This is a genomic window from Rhodococcus sp. NPDC004095, from assembly GCF_053604015.1.
Genome location: NZ_JBSGGS010000010.1, coordinates 1 through 14,408 on the forward strand (window position 1 = coordinate 1; position 14,408 = coordinate 14,408).

The following is a 14,408-nucleotide window of genomic DNA, read 5'->3' on the forward strand; positions in this document are numbered from 1 at the left end:
CGTCCATGATCACGCCGCCCTTGAGCATCTCGGCCATGCCCCGCTTGACGCGGGCCGTTCCAGTCGTCGGGGCGGTATCGGGGGTGCTCACGGCAGATTTCTTCCTTCGCGGTACAGGGTGGGGGTGGTGGCTAGGGTGCTGGTCGCAGGGCCATGCCGTCCAGGAACACCGAAATGCAGTCCTCGGAGAGTTCGTCGAGGGTGTACGGGTCGTCGGGCTTGCGCCAGTACACGCTGAACCACACGGAGTCCCGCAGGAATCGGTGAAAAACTTTGGAAGGGACGTCTTTTCGAAGGACTCCGGCGTCCTTGCCTGCCTCGATCGCGTCGAGCCAGATGCCCTGGATCGAGTCGGCGAGTTGTCGGGCCTCGGCGTAGTCCCGGAGGTTACGCAGGTTCGCGAATTCCGCGTGGTAGACCTTGGTGGCGTCGGGCCGCGCGGCGCCGGTGGCGAGCGAGACGTCGACAATGGCCTTCAGGCGGGCACGTGGATCGAGGCCGTCGAGGTTCATTGCCCGATAGTCGGCGAGCAGATCCGACAGGTATCCGGTGACCAGCTCGTTGACGATGGCGTTCTTCGATCGGAAGTAGTGGTACAGCGCACCGGCGTTGAGTCCGACCGCGTCACCGATCTCGCGCATCGACGTACCCGCGATGCCGTTCGTCGCGAACGCGGCGGATGCGGCGCCGAGGATCTCGGACCTGCGGTCCTGAGTTCCGGACGCGCCGACACCTTCCGATTGAACAATCATTCAAACACCATAGTGGGCGGGTTTTCTCGGGTCAAACGAGTGGTCACGGACTCGAGATGCGGCGTTCAATGATGATGCACTGCAACATGGTTCATGTGAACGTGCGACCGGAGCGGGGTCGTGTCGCGGTCCTTGACGTCCCGATCGCTCCGATCTATATTGCGTTTGAATGAACGTTCAATACGTCATTCAGTCACGAGGGTGGGCGGCCTGAAACGGCGCGTCCACAACCACCGGCCCATTCGGGCACACACGTTCCTGGAGTGCGACCGGGCTGCCTTCCTCATCGACTCGATGCGGGGTCCGACGCGACCGCAGCGCGGATCGGCACTGCAGCCTCCCTCCCGAACCTTTGATGAGGAGATCTCATGACCAGAGTTGTCTACGCCCGCAGTGTCCACGACGACGCCGAGATCGACGCGTGCATGGAGGTGCTGCGCGGCGGCCCGTTCGCATTGAAGATCGGCAAGAACGTCGCCGAGATGGAGCGCCGGGTCGCCGACATCTACGGCAAGAAGCTGGGTCTGATGTGCAACTCGGGGTCGTCGGCGCTGTACCTGGCGCTCGAACTGCTCGATCTGCCCAAGGGGTCCGAGGTCATCACCTCGCCGCTGACCTTCTCCACCGACGTCTCGCCGATCGTCCGTGGTGGCTGGATCCCCGTGTTCGTCGACGTCGAGCCGGACACGTACAACGTCGATGCGTCCAAGATCGAGGCGCTGATCACCGACAGGACCAGGGCGATCCTGGTTCCGAACCTGGCCGGTAACGCACCCGACTGGGACGCCATCCGCGAGATCGCAGACCGTCACGACCTCAAGGTCATCGAGGACTCGTGCGACTGCATCGGAACGACCCTGCGCGGCACCAAGACTGGATCGCGGTCGGACATCACCGTCACCAGCTTCGCGATGTCGCACATCATCACGTGCGCCGGCAATGGCGGCATGGTCTGCCTCGACGACGAGAAGCTCCGCGACAAGGGTCTGATGCTCCGGCGGTGGGGTCGTCGATCCGAGCCGCACCTGTTCGGCTCCGAGCAGGCGCGGACCGGGCGGGTGTTCCGCGAGAGTCTCGACGGCGTCGCGTACGACAACGACTTCATCTTCGACGTCTTGCCCTGGAATTTCGAGCCGTCCGAGTTGGGTGCCGCGTTCGGGCTGGTCCAGCTGAGCAAGCTCGGCGTCAACTACAAGCGTCGCCACGAGATCTTCGATGCGTTCACCGCGGCCTTCGGCGCCTACCCGTCACTGTTCCGTCTCCCGAGGCCGCTCGAGGGGTTCTACACCGCGTGGTTGTGCTACCCCGTCACGATCCGAGAGGACGCCGGATTCGAGCGGTCGGATCTGCAGGAGTCGCTCGAAGGTGCCGGAATCGACACCCGAACGGTATGGAGCGGCAACGTTACTCGCCACCCGATGATGCGCAATGTCGAGTACCGCACACCCGAGGACGGCCTGCCGTTCGCGGACGAGGTGTTCGAGCGCGGCATGTCCCTCGGGATGAGTCACGGCATGAGCGACGAGGAGCTCGATCACGTGGTTGCCAGCATTCACGCCTTTGCATCCAAGTTCGTCGCGTCGCTGTCGTAGCGCGCACGCAAGCGGCGTTGCCGCCGGCACCGAGTCCGCTCGTGCCCGAGCCCCCGGCCTCCGGTCGGGGGCTCGTTGCGTTCTCGCCGGTTCGGCGCTCCTCGCGGAAGAGAGATGGAACGACGTTCTACTATGGAATGGGACTCGCACTTGACATGTGGCGCTATCTGGCTAATGTCAACGACAGTTGTGTAGAACACGATTTCATATTGAGTCGCCGATCAGGAGCGCCCACAGTGACGAACGAAACGCCCTACATCCTCATCTCCGCGGACAGCCATGCCGGCGCCGATCACGCGACCTACCGCAGCTACCTCGAGTCCACGTGGCACGAGGAGTTCGACGCGTGGCGCGGAAAGTACAAGAACCCCTACCGAGACCTGGTTGACGACGGCCGAACCCGCAACTGGGACAACGAACGTCGGCAGCGGGAGACGCAGCAGGACGGCACGGTCGGTGAGGTGCTCTTCCCCAATACCGTGCCGCCGTTCTTCCCCAGCGCCGCGGTACTGGCCGGCCCGCCGCGCGCCGAGGACTTCGAGAAGCGCCTCGCCGGCATCCGCGCACACAACCGCTGGCTCGTCGACTTCTGCAACGACGCTCCCGCACAGCGCGCCGGTGTCGCACAGGTGTTCCTCAACGACGTCGACGAGGCGATCAGGGACGTCGAGTGGATCAAGGAGAACGGCCTGCGCGGTGGCATCCTGCTGCCCAATCTCGCGCCCGACATCAAGTGGGTCAAGCCACTGTACGACTCCGAGTACGACCGACTCTGGGAGGTCTGCGAGGACCTCGGCGTCCCGGTGAACAGTCATGCAGGCACGGGTCTGCCGGACTACGGCCGCTACAAGACCTCCTCGCTGCTCTACATCAACGAGGTTGGCTTCTACTCGATGCGTCCGCTCGTGCAGATGATCCTGTCCGGCGTGTTCGAGCGATTCCCGAAGCTCAAGTTCGCGGTGTCCGAGCAGGGCTGCGCGTGGGCGCCTGACCTGATGCGTCAGCTCGACACCGTCGACCTGCGGGTCAAGCGGACCGGACGGATCGGTGAGCTGTTCTACAGCGAGGACGAGCAGTTGCCGCTGCGTCCGAGCGAGTACTTCCGGCGCAACGTGTGGGTCGGTGCCACGATGCCCTCGGCCCAGGACATGGCCTCGCGCGACACCCTCGGCGAGGGCAAGTTCATGTGGGGCAGCGACTACCCGCACAACGAGGGCACCTACCCGTTCACGCGCGAGTGCATCCGCCAGGTCATGCACGACGTGGACGAGGCGGAGCTGCGGAAGCTGTTCGCGGCGAACGCCGCCGAGCTCTACGACTTCGACCTGGATGCGCTGGCCCCGCTGGCAGCGAAGTACGGACCCACGCCGTCCGAGGTCGCGCAGCCGCTCACCGAGCTGCCCGACGATCCGAACGACGTCCTGTTGCGCGAGTCCTTCGCCGAGCAGCTCGAGGCGGAGCTGAGCGCGTGACGGGCAGGCTGCACGGACGTCGTGCGATCGTCACCGGCGCCAGCCGGGGGATCGGTGCCGGTATCGCGCAGCGGCTTGCCGCGGAAGGCGCTTCCGTCGCGATCGTCGCGCGCACGGTCGACGAGCCCGGTCGCGGCTTCGACGGCACCCTGGCCCGGACGGCCGAGGTGATCCGCTCGGCCGGTGGCACGACGGTGATCGTGCCCGCGGCGCTCGAGGACGCCGACGCACGTGCGGGGATCGTCCCGGAGGCGCAGGAGGCGCTCGGCGGGCCGATCGACATCCTCGTCAACAACGCAGCGGCTGCGATCTTCCAGCCGCTGCGCGACTACCCGTCCACGCGCGCGCACCTGACGTTCGAGGTGAACGTGCATGCGCCGCTGGACCTGGCGCAGCGGGTGATCCCCGGCATGCGGGAGCGTGGCGAGGGCTGGATCGTCAACATCACCAGTGGCACGGCACGGATCAGGCCGGTGGAGGCGCTGCCTCCGGGCGAGACCGACCTGGACGCCGCCATCCACGGCACGACCCTCTACGGCATGAGCAAGGTCGCGCTGGACCGGATGACCGCGGGCCTGGCCGCGGAACTCGTCGGCACCGGGATCCGGGTGAACGCGGTGCGTCCGCGCTCGGCTGTCGCGACGGCGGGTGCGTTGTCGGTCGCGTCGAACATGGTCGGGTCCCGGTGGTTCGTGCCGGAATCGCTCGAGGAGATGGTGGAGGCGGTGACGTGGTTGTGCGACGCCGCACCGCACCACACCGGCCACGTCGAGGCGAGCCTCGACATTCTCGAACGTGAGAAGGTCACGGTGCACGGCCTCGACGGCAGGCTGATCGTGAAGGAGCAGAACGCATGACGCCCTACGACGGCATTCCGATCGTCGACACACACATCGGCTTCCGGGAGGCCGGGTACGACGAGTACGCGTTCATCACGCGTCAGACGAAGGATCGGCAGAGCCGCGACGAGTTCCACATGCCCGCGCAGTACATGTTCAAGGGTGTGCCGGATCTCGCGACCGACGATCCGATCTCGGTGACGCTGCACGAGATGGACAAGCACGGCATCGAGATCGGCATGGTCAGCATGGCCAAGGAATCCGGTCAGCGGGCGGTTCGGGCGTTCCCGGACCGATTCGTGCCGCAGGGTTCCGCGGTGGACCCCAACGACATCATGGGAACCCTGAACCGGATGACTCGGGAGTACGAGGAGTTCGGCATCCGCTCGGTCAGCTCGTTTGCCGCGGGCACGTTCCCACAGGTGGCGCTCAACGCGCCGCAGATGTACCCGATCTACGCCAAGTGCGTCGAGCTGGACATCCCGATCTTCGCGTGCGCCGGGATCGCGGGGCCGCGGGTGAAGTCCGCCGTGCAGCACGTCGAACTCATCGACGACGTGATGTTCGACTTCCCGGATCTGGTGTTCGTCACCCGGCACGGCTGCGAACCGTGGGAGGACCTGGCGATCAAGCTGATGCTCAAGTGGCCCAACCTGTACTACTCGACGTCGGCGTTCGCGCCCAAGCACTACCCGAAGGCGATCGTCGACTACGCGAACACGCGTGGTGCCGACAAGATCATCTATGCGGGCTACTTCCCGGCCGGGTTGACGCTCGACCGGATCTTCACCGACATGCCGCACGTGCCGTTCAAGGACGAGGTGTGGCCCAAGTTCCTGCACGAGAACGCCCGCAAGGTGCTCAAACTGAAAGGTTGATTCGGACATGCCGATCGGTATCGGAGCAGATCACGAGGCACTCGCCGACACGCTCACCCGATTCGCTGCGCGGGAGACACCCGTGGAGCGGACCCGGACCCGGTTCACGGAACTCGGTCGAGGTGAGCTGCCGGACCACTGGAGACAACTTGTGGACATGGGGATTCCGTCGCTGTACATCCCCGAGGTGTTCGACGGTGCCGGCGCGGGATTGCTGGAATTGGCGGTCGCGCTGGAACAGTCGGGACACGGGTTGGTGCCGGGTCCGCTGCTCGCGACGGTGACGGCGAGTGCGGCGGTCGTGACGCACGGCACGGATGCCGCGCACAAGATGCTGTTGCCGCGCTTCGCGGCGGGTGCGACCGGTGCGTGCGCGCTCGGACCCGGGTCGGTCACGCTCGAAGGCGACGGCGACGAGGTCGTCGCGTCGGGCACCACGGTTCCCGTCCTCGGTGCCGTCGGTGCGGACATCCTCGTGCTCGCGGGCCACTGCGACGAGAAGCCGGTGTGGTTCGTCGTTCCCTCCGGTGCGGGCGGCGTCAGTCGCGTCGCAGAGGAAGGGGTCGACCTGACCCGGGACATCGGACGGATTCACCTGTCGGAAACGAGAATTCCGGCGGACCACATCCTCGGGGCGTTGCCCGGGGAAGTGGGCGCGCTCGCGACCGTTCTCCAGTGCGCCGAGGCGGTCGGCATCGCCCGCTGGGCGCAGGAGACGAGCCTCGCCTACACCAAGATCCGGGAGCAGTTCGGGAAGCCGATCGGCTCCTTCCAGGCGATCAAGCACAAGTGCGCGCAGCTGTTCATCCGTGTCGAGATGATGACCAGCGCGGTGTGGGATGCCGCGACGGCGGCGGACAGTGGGGACCGAGAACAGGCGGCTCTGACCGCGGCCCGCGCGGCGACCGTGTGCCGGCGTGAGGCCGTGGATGTGGTCCTGGACTGCGTGACGCTGCTCGGTGGCATCGGCAACACCTGGGAGCACGACATCCACCTGTACTGGCGGCGGGCGGTGAGTCTGCTCGCGCTGGGCGGATCCCAGGACGAGTGGGCCAGGAGCGCAGGCGAGTTGGCACTGACCGTCGAACGGCACGCGGCACCCGGGGTCGAGGATCGCCCCGAGTTCCGGGCGCGTGTCGCCGCGACCGTCGCGGAGGCCGCTCGGCTCGACCCGCAGGCGGCACGCGTGCTGCTCGCCGATCGGGGACTGGTGTCGCCGCACTATCCCGAACCGTACGGCGTGGGTGCGGACACTGCCGGTCAGCTCATCATCGCCGAGGAGTTCGATCGCGTCGGGATGCCGCAACCCACGACGGTCATCGGAGAGTGGGCGTTGCCGTCGATCCTCCAGTACGGCACGCAGGAGCAGATGGAACGTCTGGTCGCCCCGACCCTGCGCGGCGAGATCGTCTGGTGCCAGTTGTTCTCCGAACCCGGCGCGGGCTCGGACCTCGCGGCGCTGACGACCTTCGCCAGCAGGGTCGACGGCGGCTGGCGGATCGACGGCAGCAAGGTGTGGACTTCCAAGGCCCACGAGGCGCACTGGGGAATCTGTCTGGCCCGCACCGACCGCGAGGCGCCCAAGCATCGCGGCATCAGCTTCTTCCTCGTCGACATGACCGCACCGGGCGTCGAGGTCCGGCCCCTGCGGGAGGCCAACGGCGACCGGATGTTCAACGAGGTCGTCCTCGGAGGGGTGTTCGTGCCGGACGCCGATCTGGTGGGCGCGCCGGGGGAGGGCTGGAAGGTGGCCCGGACGACACTCGCGAACGAGCGGGTCGCGATGGGGACGACGCCCGTCGCGGGACGGCATCGCTTCGATCCGATCGAGGTCGTGCGTGGTCTCGACCCGGCCGACCGGCACAACGCGCTGCCTGCGCTCGGCCGGATCACCGCCGCCACAGGTGCACTGGACGCGCTCGCCCATCGCAGCGTTCTCAAGCGCCTGTCCGGACTGAACCCGGGAGTCGAGGCGAGCGCGCTCAAGGCCGCGTCGGCGCGCCACATCACCGACGCGACCGCACAGGTGCTCGAGTGGTTCGGGCCGGAAGCGGCCGTGGGCAGCCTGGGCGCGGACGTGTCAGGGGGCGGCCGTGCGGCCAAGGCCTATTTGTCGACGCCGTCGCTGCTCATCGGCGGCGGCACGCTCGAGATCCAGCTGAACGTCATCTCCGAGCAGATCCTCGGGCTGCCACGGGAACCGCGATGACGGGTGGTCTCCTCGACGGCCGCACCGCGGTCGTCACGGGGGCCGGCGAGGGACTCGGCAGGGCCGAGGCCCTCGCACTCGCGGCGGCGGGCGCGAACCTCGTGATCAATGCGCGCAGTGAACGGATCGACGAGGTCGCCGCGGAGATCCGCGGCGGCGGTGGGAGCGTGGTCACGTGCGTCGGTGACGTGGGCAAGCAGTCCACCGCGGATCGGCTGATCGCCCTCGCGGTCGAGCGGTTCGGGGGACTCGACATCCTCGTGAACAATGCGGGCATCATCCGGGATCGCATGGTGTTCAACATGTCTGCGGACGAATGGGATGCGGTGCTGCGGGTCAATCTCCGCGGTACCTTCCTCACGACTCGGGCCGCGACCGACCATTGGCGGCGCCGCGCGAAGCAGACCGGAGCGCCGGTGTACGCGCGCATCGTCAACACGTCGTCGGAGGCATATGCCTCCGGCCCGCCGGGTGCGGCCAACTATGCGGCGTCGAAGGCCGGGGTCGTCGCCTTGACGACGTCGACGGCGCGGGGCTGTGGTGCATTCGGTGTGCGCGCCAACGCAATCTGCCCGCGTGCCCGGACCGCGATGACAAGCGAGGTGTTCGGCCCGGGTCCGGACGCGGGGGAGGATCCGCTGTCGGCCGATCACGTGACGCCGCTCGTGGTCTACCTCGCGTCGCCCGCGGCCGATCCGATCACCGGTCGCGTCCTGGTGGCGTACGGCGACCGGATCGACGTCATGGCGGCGCCCACCGTGGAAACGCGCCTGCGGTCGGCGTCGCGATGGAATCAGGACGAGTTGCACGACGTGCTGGGCGGGCATCTCATCGCGTCAGCCGACAACGGGCCAGGTGGTGGCGGTTTGACGACCGCTAAGCTGGACGCGTGACCGAATCCGTTGCCGCGCCACTGAGCCCCGACGACATGACCGATGCCCAGCGGGAACGTCGAGGCCACCTGCTCGACACCGTGATCGGGATGCTCGGCGAGACGAGCCCGGACCGCATCCAGATGCGCGAGGTGTCGGAGCGGTCGGGTGTCGCGCTCGGCACGCTGTACCGGTACTTCCCGGCCAAGCAGCACCTGCTGGCCGCATCGATGGCGGCGTGGAACGACATTCTCGCGGAGCGGCTCGCCGATGAGCGGGCCACCGGCACACGCGGGCGGGCGCACGGTTCGGTCCTGGAACGGGTCGTCGACCTGTACACGCGGCAGATGAAGGCCTTTCAGCGCGGCCCGAACTTCGCGCGTCTCGAGGTGGAACTGCAGACCTCGGACGACCCGTACGTGCGTGACATTCTCGACGAGCGATCCGCTCTCAACAGGACGGCACTCTTCGACCTGATGGACGGTGTACCCGCCGAACGTGCGAGGCTCGCGTCGTTGTCGATCGGTAGCACCATGCTGAACTCGCTGATGCTGTGGACGACGGGTCGGATCGGGTTCCCCGAGGCACTCCGCAACGTCCAGGATGTGGCGCGGCTGATCCTCGGGGACTACGCGTGAGCGCCTGGGAGATTCCGGGGTGGAAACCCGGATTCCTCACGAGCGGGCGGCATCGTGTTGCCGCGAGCGCCAGCGGCTCTCGGATGTGACCCAGCCGTTGAAGAGAAGGTCGACGAAGTCGTCGGCAAGCTTGACGCCGTCGACAGGCCGGTGTTGTCCGGGATGGCGGTTGCCGGTGACCGCGGCGTCGACCACGTCCTGACGATCCTGCGGTCGGAGATCGAGCGCGGCATGACCCTGCTCGGTGTGCGCGACATCCGGGATCTCAACCGATCGCACGTGCGTGCGGCCACCGGTGGAAACAAGAACAAAATTCTGATGGCTCCTTCTTCCATCCAGTGAGACCGGAAGGTGATTCGTGCAATATTCCTGTGTATCAAGAATCACGTTCTAGTTGTGCTCGCGACGCTCGAGGAGGACTGCAATGGGCAAACCGGTGATCGTGGATGCGGCTAGGTCGCCGATCGGCCGACGCGGCGGTTGGCTGTCCGGCCTGCACGCAGCCGAACTGCTCGGTGCCGTCCAGTCGGGTCTGCTCGAGCGGTTGAACCTCGACCCGGCGGTCGTCGAGCAGGTGATCGGCGGCTGCGTCACCCAGGCGGGGGAGCAGGCGTCGAACGTCAGTCGCAACGCATGGCTGCACGCGGGCCTGCCGGAGCGGACGGGCGTGACGACCATCGACGCCCAGTGCGGCTCCGGACAGCAGTCCGTGCACCTGATCGCCGCCCAGATCGCCGCCGGCGTCATCGATGTGGGAATGGCATGCGGTGTCGAGGCGATGTCCCGGGTGCCTCTGCTGTCCAACATCAGCGGCGATTTCGGCAGCCCCAAGCCCGCGGGCTGGACCGTGGACATCCCGGCCCAGTTCGAGGGCGCCGATCGGATCGCGCGCCGCAGGGGATTCACGCGCGAGGACCTCGACGCGTTCGGGCTCAGGTCCCAGCAGCGCGCGGCAACAGCGTGGGACGACGGCCGGTTCGATCGCCAGATCATTCCGGTGAAGGCGCCAGGGGCGGACGGGGCGGCGCCCGCCGTGGTGTCCCGCGACCAGGGCCTGCGGGAGACGTCGATGGAGGCGCTCGCGCGCCTGAAGCCCGTCCTCGACGGGGGCCTGCACACCGCGGGTACCTCCTCCCAGATCTCCGACGGCGCCGCCGCCGCGGTGCTCATGGACGAGGCACGTGCGCGCGAACTCTGTCTGCGACCGCGGGCCAGAATTGTCGCGCAGTGCCTCATCGGCGCCGAGACGCACTTCCTCCTCGACGGCCCGGTACAGGCGACCGAGTACCTGCTCGAGCGAACCGGCCTGTCCGTCGGGGACATCGACCTCTTCGAGGTCAACGAGGCGTTCGCGGCCGTCCCGATGTCGATGGCCCGCGTACACGGCGTGGACGAGGACCGGCTGAACGTGGGCGGTGGCGCCATCGCACTCGGCCACCCGGTCGGGTCGTCGGGTGTGCGGCTGATCGCGGCGGTGGTCGACGAACTCGAGCGTCGCGACGCCGAACGTGCCCTCGTCGCGGTCTGTGCGGGTGGTGCCATGGCGACCGGCGCGATCATCGAGCGCGTGTGACCGGATCGACCCTCTTCCGAAAGGTGTAGAGATGTCCGACCTTCGTCGCGCGTCGGATGCGCGTACGGAAGCCATCGCGCGACTCACCGCGCCGGGTGCCGCCTTCGAGATCGTCGAGGAGCAGGTGCGTGGCGCCACGATGCCGGTGTTTCGCAACAGGTGCCGGTCCCTGCATCGATTGCTCGTCGATTCCGCCCGCTACGGTGATGCCGAGTACCTGGTGTGCGACGACCTCCGGCTGACCTTCGCCGAGCACCTCGACCGGGTCGCGTCGCTCGCTCACGAGTTGCGTTCCCGATACGCCCTCGCGAAGGGCGATCGCATTGCGATCCTGTCCGCCAACAATGCCGAATGGATCACGACTTTCTGGGCCGCGACCGCGCTCGGTGCCGTCACGGTGGGATTGAACTCCCTGTGGTCGGCCCGCGAGATCTCGTACGGGGTGCAGCTTTCCGAGCCGAGCCTTGTCGTCGCGGACGCTCCTCGCCGGAAGCTGCTCGGTGCGGTGAACATCCCGGTTCTGTCGGTCGAGGACGACATCCCGGCGCTGTCGGCGGCCTGTCCGGGCGCCGAGTTGCCTGCACTCGAGGTGAACGAGGACGATCCAGCGGTCATCCTCTTCACCAGCGGTACGACCGGTCGGCCCAAGGGCGCCACGCACTCGCAGCGGAACATGGTGGCCGCGGTGGACTTCCACCGGTTCAACGATTCGCTCGCCGCCGAACTGGGCCGAGTTCCGGCCAGCCGGCGATTTCTGCTCGCGACACCGCTCTTCCACATCGCCGCCCTGCACAACCTCGCCGTCCCCCGCCTCGCCTTCGGCGACACCGCGGTGATCACCACCGGTCGGTTCGACATCGACCGGGTCCTGCGACTGGTCGAGTGTGAGCGTCTCACCAACTGGGGCGCCGTCCCCACCATGGTGAGCCGGCTCGTCGAGCACGGGGATCTCTCCGCGTACGATCTCTCGTCGCTCCAGACGATCTCGATCAGTTCCGCGCCGTCTTCCGCCATGCTGAAGGACAGACTTCGGGAGATGCTGCCCGCGGCGGGACAATCCCTCGGAACGTCCTACGGCCTTACCGAGTCGTCCTCGGCGGCGACCCTGGCGACGGCCGCAGACCTGGTGGAGCGTCCGGGCACCGTCGGCACCGCCGTGCCCACGATGTGCGTCGAGGTTCGGGGCGAGCACGGTGGCCGAGTCCCGGACGGTGTCGAGGGCGAGATCCACGTGCGGGGTCCGCTCGTCATGCTCGGTTACTGGAACAACCCGGACGCGACCGCGGCGGCGATCGACGACACCGGCTGGATGCGCACCGGCGACCTGGGCATCATGGAGGACGAATACCTCCGGATCAGCAGTCGCCGTTCCGATCTGATTCTCCGTGGCGGTGAGAACGTCTACCCGGCCGAGGTCGAGGACGTGCTCGCGGAGCATCCGCGGGTGCGTGAGTGCATCGTTCTGGGTACCGAGCATCACGACTACGGCGAGGAGGTCTGTGCCGTGGTGGTCCGGTCGCCGGACGCGGAGGTGACGGAAGAGGACCTGATCGGGTACATGTCCGAGCGGATTGCGCGATACAAGATCCCCACCAGGTGGATCTTCCGGACCGACGAACTGCCGCGCAACGCCACCGGCAAGGTCAAGCGTGCGGACGTCCTGGCTGCGCTTTAGTGGTCCGACTGCGAAATCTGTTGTAGCAAAGCATATCCGGACGGTGCATACCGTGTGGGTGTGTGCCGGCTCGGTGCTGCCCGGTATTTCGGGAACCTTCCCGTGTTGCCGAAGCCCACGAGCTGCTACCTTTCGACTAGGTACTAGTTTTTTCCTAGAAGCATCGGAGTTGAAAGTCTCATGACCGATCTCATCGAAGGCGCCGCGGACCAGGTTGCCGATCGCCTCGACGACGCGGGCCGTGCGCTGCTGTTCACGCAGGCCCGCACCGCGAACACCTTCTCCTCGGCTCCCGTGACCGACGAGGAGCTCGCCGGGATCTGGGAGCTCGCCCGCTGGGCGCCGACTGCCGCGAACACCCAGCCCCTGCGTGTCGTGTACGTCCGCACCGAGGAGGGCAAGGCTCGCCTGCTGCCGCACATGGCGGAGGGCAACCGCGCCAAGACGGAGTCGGCGCCCGCGGTCGCCGTGCTCGCCGTGGACACCGAGTTCCACGAGCACATTCCGGCCCTGCTGCCGTTCCGGCCGGAGATGAAGGACTACTACGCCGCCGACGAGGCCGCACGCACCGGCGCGGGTCGTTTCAACTCCGCGATGCAGGCCGCGTACTTCATCCTCGCCGTCCGCGCCCAGGGTCTCGCGGCCGGACCGATGGCCGGATTCGACGCCTCCGGTGTCGACGCGGAGTTCTTCGCCGACGGCCGGTTCAAGTCGATTCTCGTGGTCAACATCGGCCACCCGGGCGTCGACCCCTGGTTCGACCGGTTGCCGCGGCTGGACCACGACGACGTGATCGCCTGGGCCTGACGCCCTCCCGCCCTGATGCAGCGGCCCCCACGCCGATCCGGTGTCGGGGCCGCTGCGCTGCGACGGCCGAGGTCAGGGGGTGTCGACGTGGCCACCCGGGTGCCGGGCGAAGCGGCCTGCGTCGGCGGGGTGGACCGGGTCGTCCGCCGGCCACGGCCAGCCGCCGAACCCGGTGCGGCGGTAGTCCTCGAACGCCTGCTGCAGTCCGGTGGCGTCGTTCATCACGAACGGACCGTGCTGGGCTACGGGTTCGCCGATCGGCCGGCCCTGCAGCAGCAGGATCTTGATGCCGCCGTCACCCGCGGTGAGGGTCACCGGTGCGGCGGCGTCAACGAGTGCCCCTGATCCGCTGTCCACGTGAGTGTCGCCGATCCGCACCGCGGAGCCCTCGTAGACGTACAGCACCCGGTGGGTCTCGGGTCCCGATGCGGCGGGGAGCTCGAAACGTGCGCCGGGCGCCAGGTCGAGATGCCAGATCGCCAGGTCGGAGTCGGTGTTCGACGCCCACGACTCGGGCGGAGGCGCGAGCGGGTCGACCTCGTCGAGGCTTCCGGCGATCACGGTCACCTCGGTGGCCCGACCGGCATCGTCGGTCCGCACCACGCGCGGGGTCTGCTCGCCCCAGAACATCGAGAAGTGCGGGTCGGCGGTCTTAGACGCGGCAGGCAGGTTCAGCCAGATCTGGAACAGTTCGAGGGGGTTGGGCCGGTCCCGCTTCAGGAGCGGGAACATCTCCGAGTGCGAGACGCCGCTGCCGGTGGTCAGCCACTGGGTGTCGCCGTCGCCGTAGCGTGCGGTGGCGCCGAGGGAGTCGGCGTGGTCGACGGTGCCCTGCCGCACGTATGTGACGGTCTCGAAGCCGCGATGCGGATGCTGGGGGAAGCCGGGGATGTGCCGCCCGTGGTACATGTTCCAGCCCGACGGGTGGCCGAAGTCCTGGCCGAGCGGACGTCCCGCGAGGGAGGCGTCCGGTGCGAGGTCGGCGGTGCCCTCCGGGTAGGCGTCGTGGTGGTACGCGACGAACAGGAAGGGGTCCACGGCCTGCCACGGACTGCCGAGGCGGAACTGCTGAAGCACGGGATCGCTGGTGTTCATGCAACC

Annotated in this window: 13 protein-coding genes and 1 pseudogene; 11 read left to right on the forward strand and 3 right to left on the reverse strand. The window is 67.6% G+C overall.

Translation table 11 applies throughout. The features are described 5' to 3' along the window. Together ACWEPG_RS19475 and ACWEPG_RS19480 are read right to left on the reverse strand one after the other, a co-directional pair. Positions 1-91, reverse strand: a pseudogene (locus tag ACWEPG_RS19475) (pyridoxal 5'-phosphate synthase lyase subunit PdxS); the annotation flags it as partial. 40 nt (positions 92-131) lie between these two features. Continuing rightward, a complete protein-coding gene (locus tag ACWEPG_RS19480) occupies positions 132-752 on the reverse strand; it encodes a TetR/AcrR family transcriptional regulator (RefSeq protein WP_450115810.1) in 621 nt (206 codons plus the stop codon). 368 nt (positions 753-1,120) lie between these two features. On the opposite strand from ACWEPG_RS19480, the gene ACWEPG_RS19485 reads away from it, so the two are divergent. The 11 genes from ACWEPG_RS19485 (at position 1,121) to ACWEPG_RS19535 (ending at position 13,307) form a co-directional block, all read left to right on the forward strand. Further along, positions 1,121-2,344, forward strand: coding sequence for a DegT/DnrJ/EryC1/StrS family aminotransferase (locus ACWEPG_RS19485; protein ID WP_450115809.1), 1,224 nt, complete (start codon positions 1,121-1,123; stop codon positions 2,342-2,344). A gap of 236 nt (positions 2,345-2,580) precedes the next feature. Continuing rightward, entirely contained in the window at positions 2,581-3,816 is a 1,236-nt protein-coding gene (locus ACWEPG_RS19490; RefSeq protein ID WP_450115808.1) for an amidohydrolase family protein, read from the forward strand. Next, positions 3,813-4,673 (forward strand): SDR family NAD(P)-dependent oxidoreductase, encoded by an 861-nt coding sequence (locus ACWEPG_RS19495; RefSeq protein WP_450115807.1) that lies wholly within the window; start codon positions 3,813-3,815, stop codon positions 4,671-4,673. The genes ACWEPG_RS19490 and ACWEPG_RS19495 overlap by 4 nt, the downstream gene beginning before the upstream one ends. Then, a complete protein-coding gene (locus ACWEPG_RS19500) occupies positions 4,670-5,533 on the forward strand; it encodes an amidohydrolase family protein (protein WP_450115806.1) in 864 nt (287 codons plus the stop codon). The genes ACWEPG_RS19495 and ACWEPG_RS19500 overlap by 4 nt, the downstream gene beginning before the upstream one ends. A gap of 7 nt (positions 5,534-5,540) precedes the next feature. Continuing rightward, complete coding sequence (locus tag ACWEPG_RS19505) at positions 5,541-7,742, forward strand: acyl-CoA dehydrogenase (protein WP_450115805.1); 2,202 nt, start codon at positions 5,541-5,543, stop codon at positions 7,740-7,742. Continuing rightward, positions 7,739-8,635: an SDR family NAD(P)-dependent oxidoreductase gene (locus ACWEPG_RS19510; protein WP_452595063.1), complete on the forward strand. Its 897-nt coding sequence runs from the start codon at positions 7,739-7,741 to the stop codon at positions 8,633-8,635. The genes ACWEPG_RS19505 and ACWEPG_RS19510 overlap by 4 nt, the downstream gene beginning before the upstream one ends. Further along, the gene (locus tag ACWEPG_RS19515; protein WP_450115803.1) at positions 8,632-9,252 is read left to right on the forward strand and encodes a TetR family transcriptional regulator; all 621 of its coding nucleotides are present in this window, start codon (positions 8,632-8,634) and stop codon (positions 9,250-9,252) included. Before ACWEPG_RS19510 ends, ACWEPG_RS19515 begins: the two co-directional genes overlap by 4 nt. A 162-nt stretch (positions 9,253-9,414) precedes the next feature. Then, the gene (locus ACWEPG_RS19520; protein ID WP_450115816.1) at positions 9,415-9,594 is read left to right on the forward strand and encodes an alpha-hydroxy-acid oxidizing protein; all 180 of its coding nucleotides are present in this window, start codon (positions 9,415-9,417) and stop codon (positions 9,592-9,594) included. Between the two features lie 82 nt (positions 9,595-9,676). Next, entirely contained in the window at positions 9,677-10,825 is a 1,149-nt protein-coding gene (locus ACWEPG_RS19525) for a steroid 3-ketoacyl-CoA thiolase (protein WP_452595064.1), read from the forward strand. Between the two features lie 31 nt (positions 10,826-10,856). Continuing rightward, positions 10,857-12,500, forward strand: a complete 1,644-nt coding sequence (locus tag ACWEPG_RS19530; protein ID WP_452595065.1) for a class I adenylate-forming enzyme family protein — start codon at positions 10,857-10,859, stop codon at positions 12,498-12,500. A 180-nt stretch (positions 12,501-12,680) separates the two neighbouring features. Then, positions 12,681-13,307 carry a malonic semialdehyde reductase gene (locus ACWEPG_RS19535; RefSeq protein WP_450115800.1) on the forward strand — a complete coding sequence of 209 codons (627 nt, stop codon included), beginning with the start codon at positions 12,681-12,683 and terminating at the stop codon, positions 13,305-13,307. Between the two features lie 72 nt (positions 13,308-13,379). On the opposite strand, the gene ACWEPG_RS19540 is transcribed toward ACWEPG_RS19535, so the two are convergent. Then, on the reverse strand, positions 13,380-14,402 hold the full coding sequence (locus ACWEPG_RS19540) for a pirin family protein (RefSeq protein WP_450115799.1): 1,023 nt from the start codon (positions 14,400-14,402) through the stop codon (positions 13,380-13,382). Between the last annotated feature and the right edge of the window lie 6 nt (positions 14,403-14,408).

What these genes read in the sequence shown, in the direction of transcription:
- ACWEPG_RS19500 (WP_450115806.1), top strand. Translation starts at nt 4,670, where the DNA reads ATGACGCCCTACGACGGCATTCCGATCGTCGACACACACATCGGCTTC.
- ACWEPG_RS19535 (WP_450115800.1), top strand. Translation starts at nt 12,681, where the DNA reads ATGACCGATCTCATCGAAGGCGCCGCGGACCAGGTTGCCGATCGCCTC.
- ACWEPG_RS19505 (WP_450115805.1), top strand. Translation starts at nt 5,541, where the DNA reads ATGCCGATCGGTATCGGAGCAGATCACGAGGCACTCGCCGACACGCTC.
- ACWEPG_RS19540 (WP_450115799.1), bottom strand. Translation starts at nt 14,402, where the DNA reads ATGAACACCAGCGATCCCGTGCTTCAGCAGTTCCGCCTCGGCAGTCCG.
- ACWEPG_RS19480 (WP_450115810.1), bottom strand. Translation starts at nt 752, where the DNA reads ATGATTGTTCAATCGGAAGGTGTCGGCGCGTCCGGAACTCAGGACCGC.
- ACWEPG_RS19530 (WP_452595065.1), top strand. Translation starts at nt 10,857, where the DNA reads ATGTCCGACCTTCGTCGCGCGTCGGATGCGCGTACGGAAGCCATCGCG.
- ACWEPG_RS19520 (WP_450115816.1), top strand. Translation starts at nt 9,415, where the DNA reads ATGGCGGTTGCCGGTGACCGCGGCGTCGACCACGTCCTGACGATCCTG.
- ACWEPG_RS19510 (WP_452595063.1), top strand. Translation starts at nt 7,739, where the DNA reads ATGACGGGTGGTCTCCTCGACGGCCGCACCGCGGTCGTCACGGGGGCC.
- ACWEPG_RS19525 (WP_452595064.1), top strand. Translation starts at nt 9,677, where the DNA reads ATGGGCAAACCGGTGATCGTGGATGCGGCTAGGTCGCCGATCGGCCGA.
- ACWEPG_RS19485 (WP_450115809.1), top strand. Translation starts at nt 1,121, where the DNA reads ATGACCAGAGTTGTCTACGCCCGCAGTGTCCACGACGACGCCGAGATC.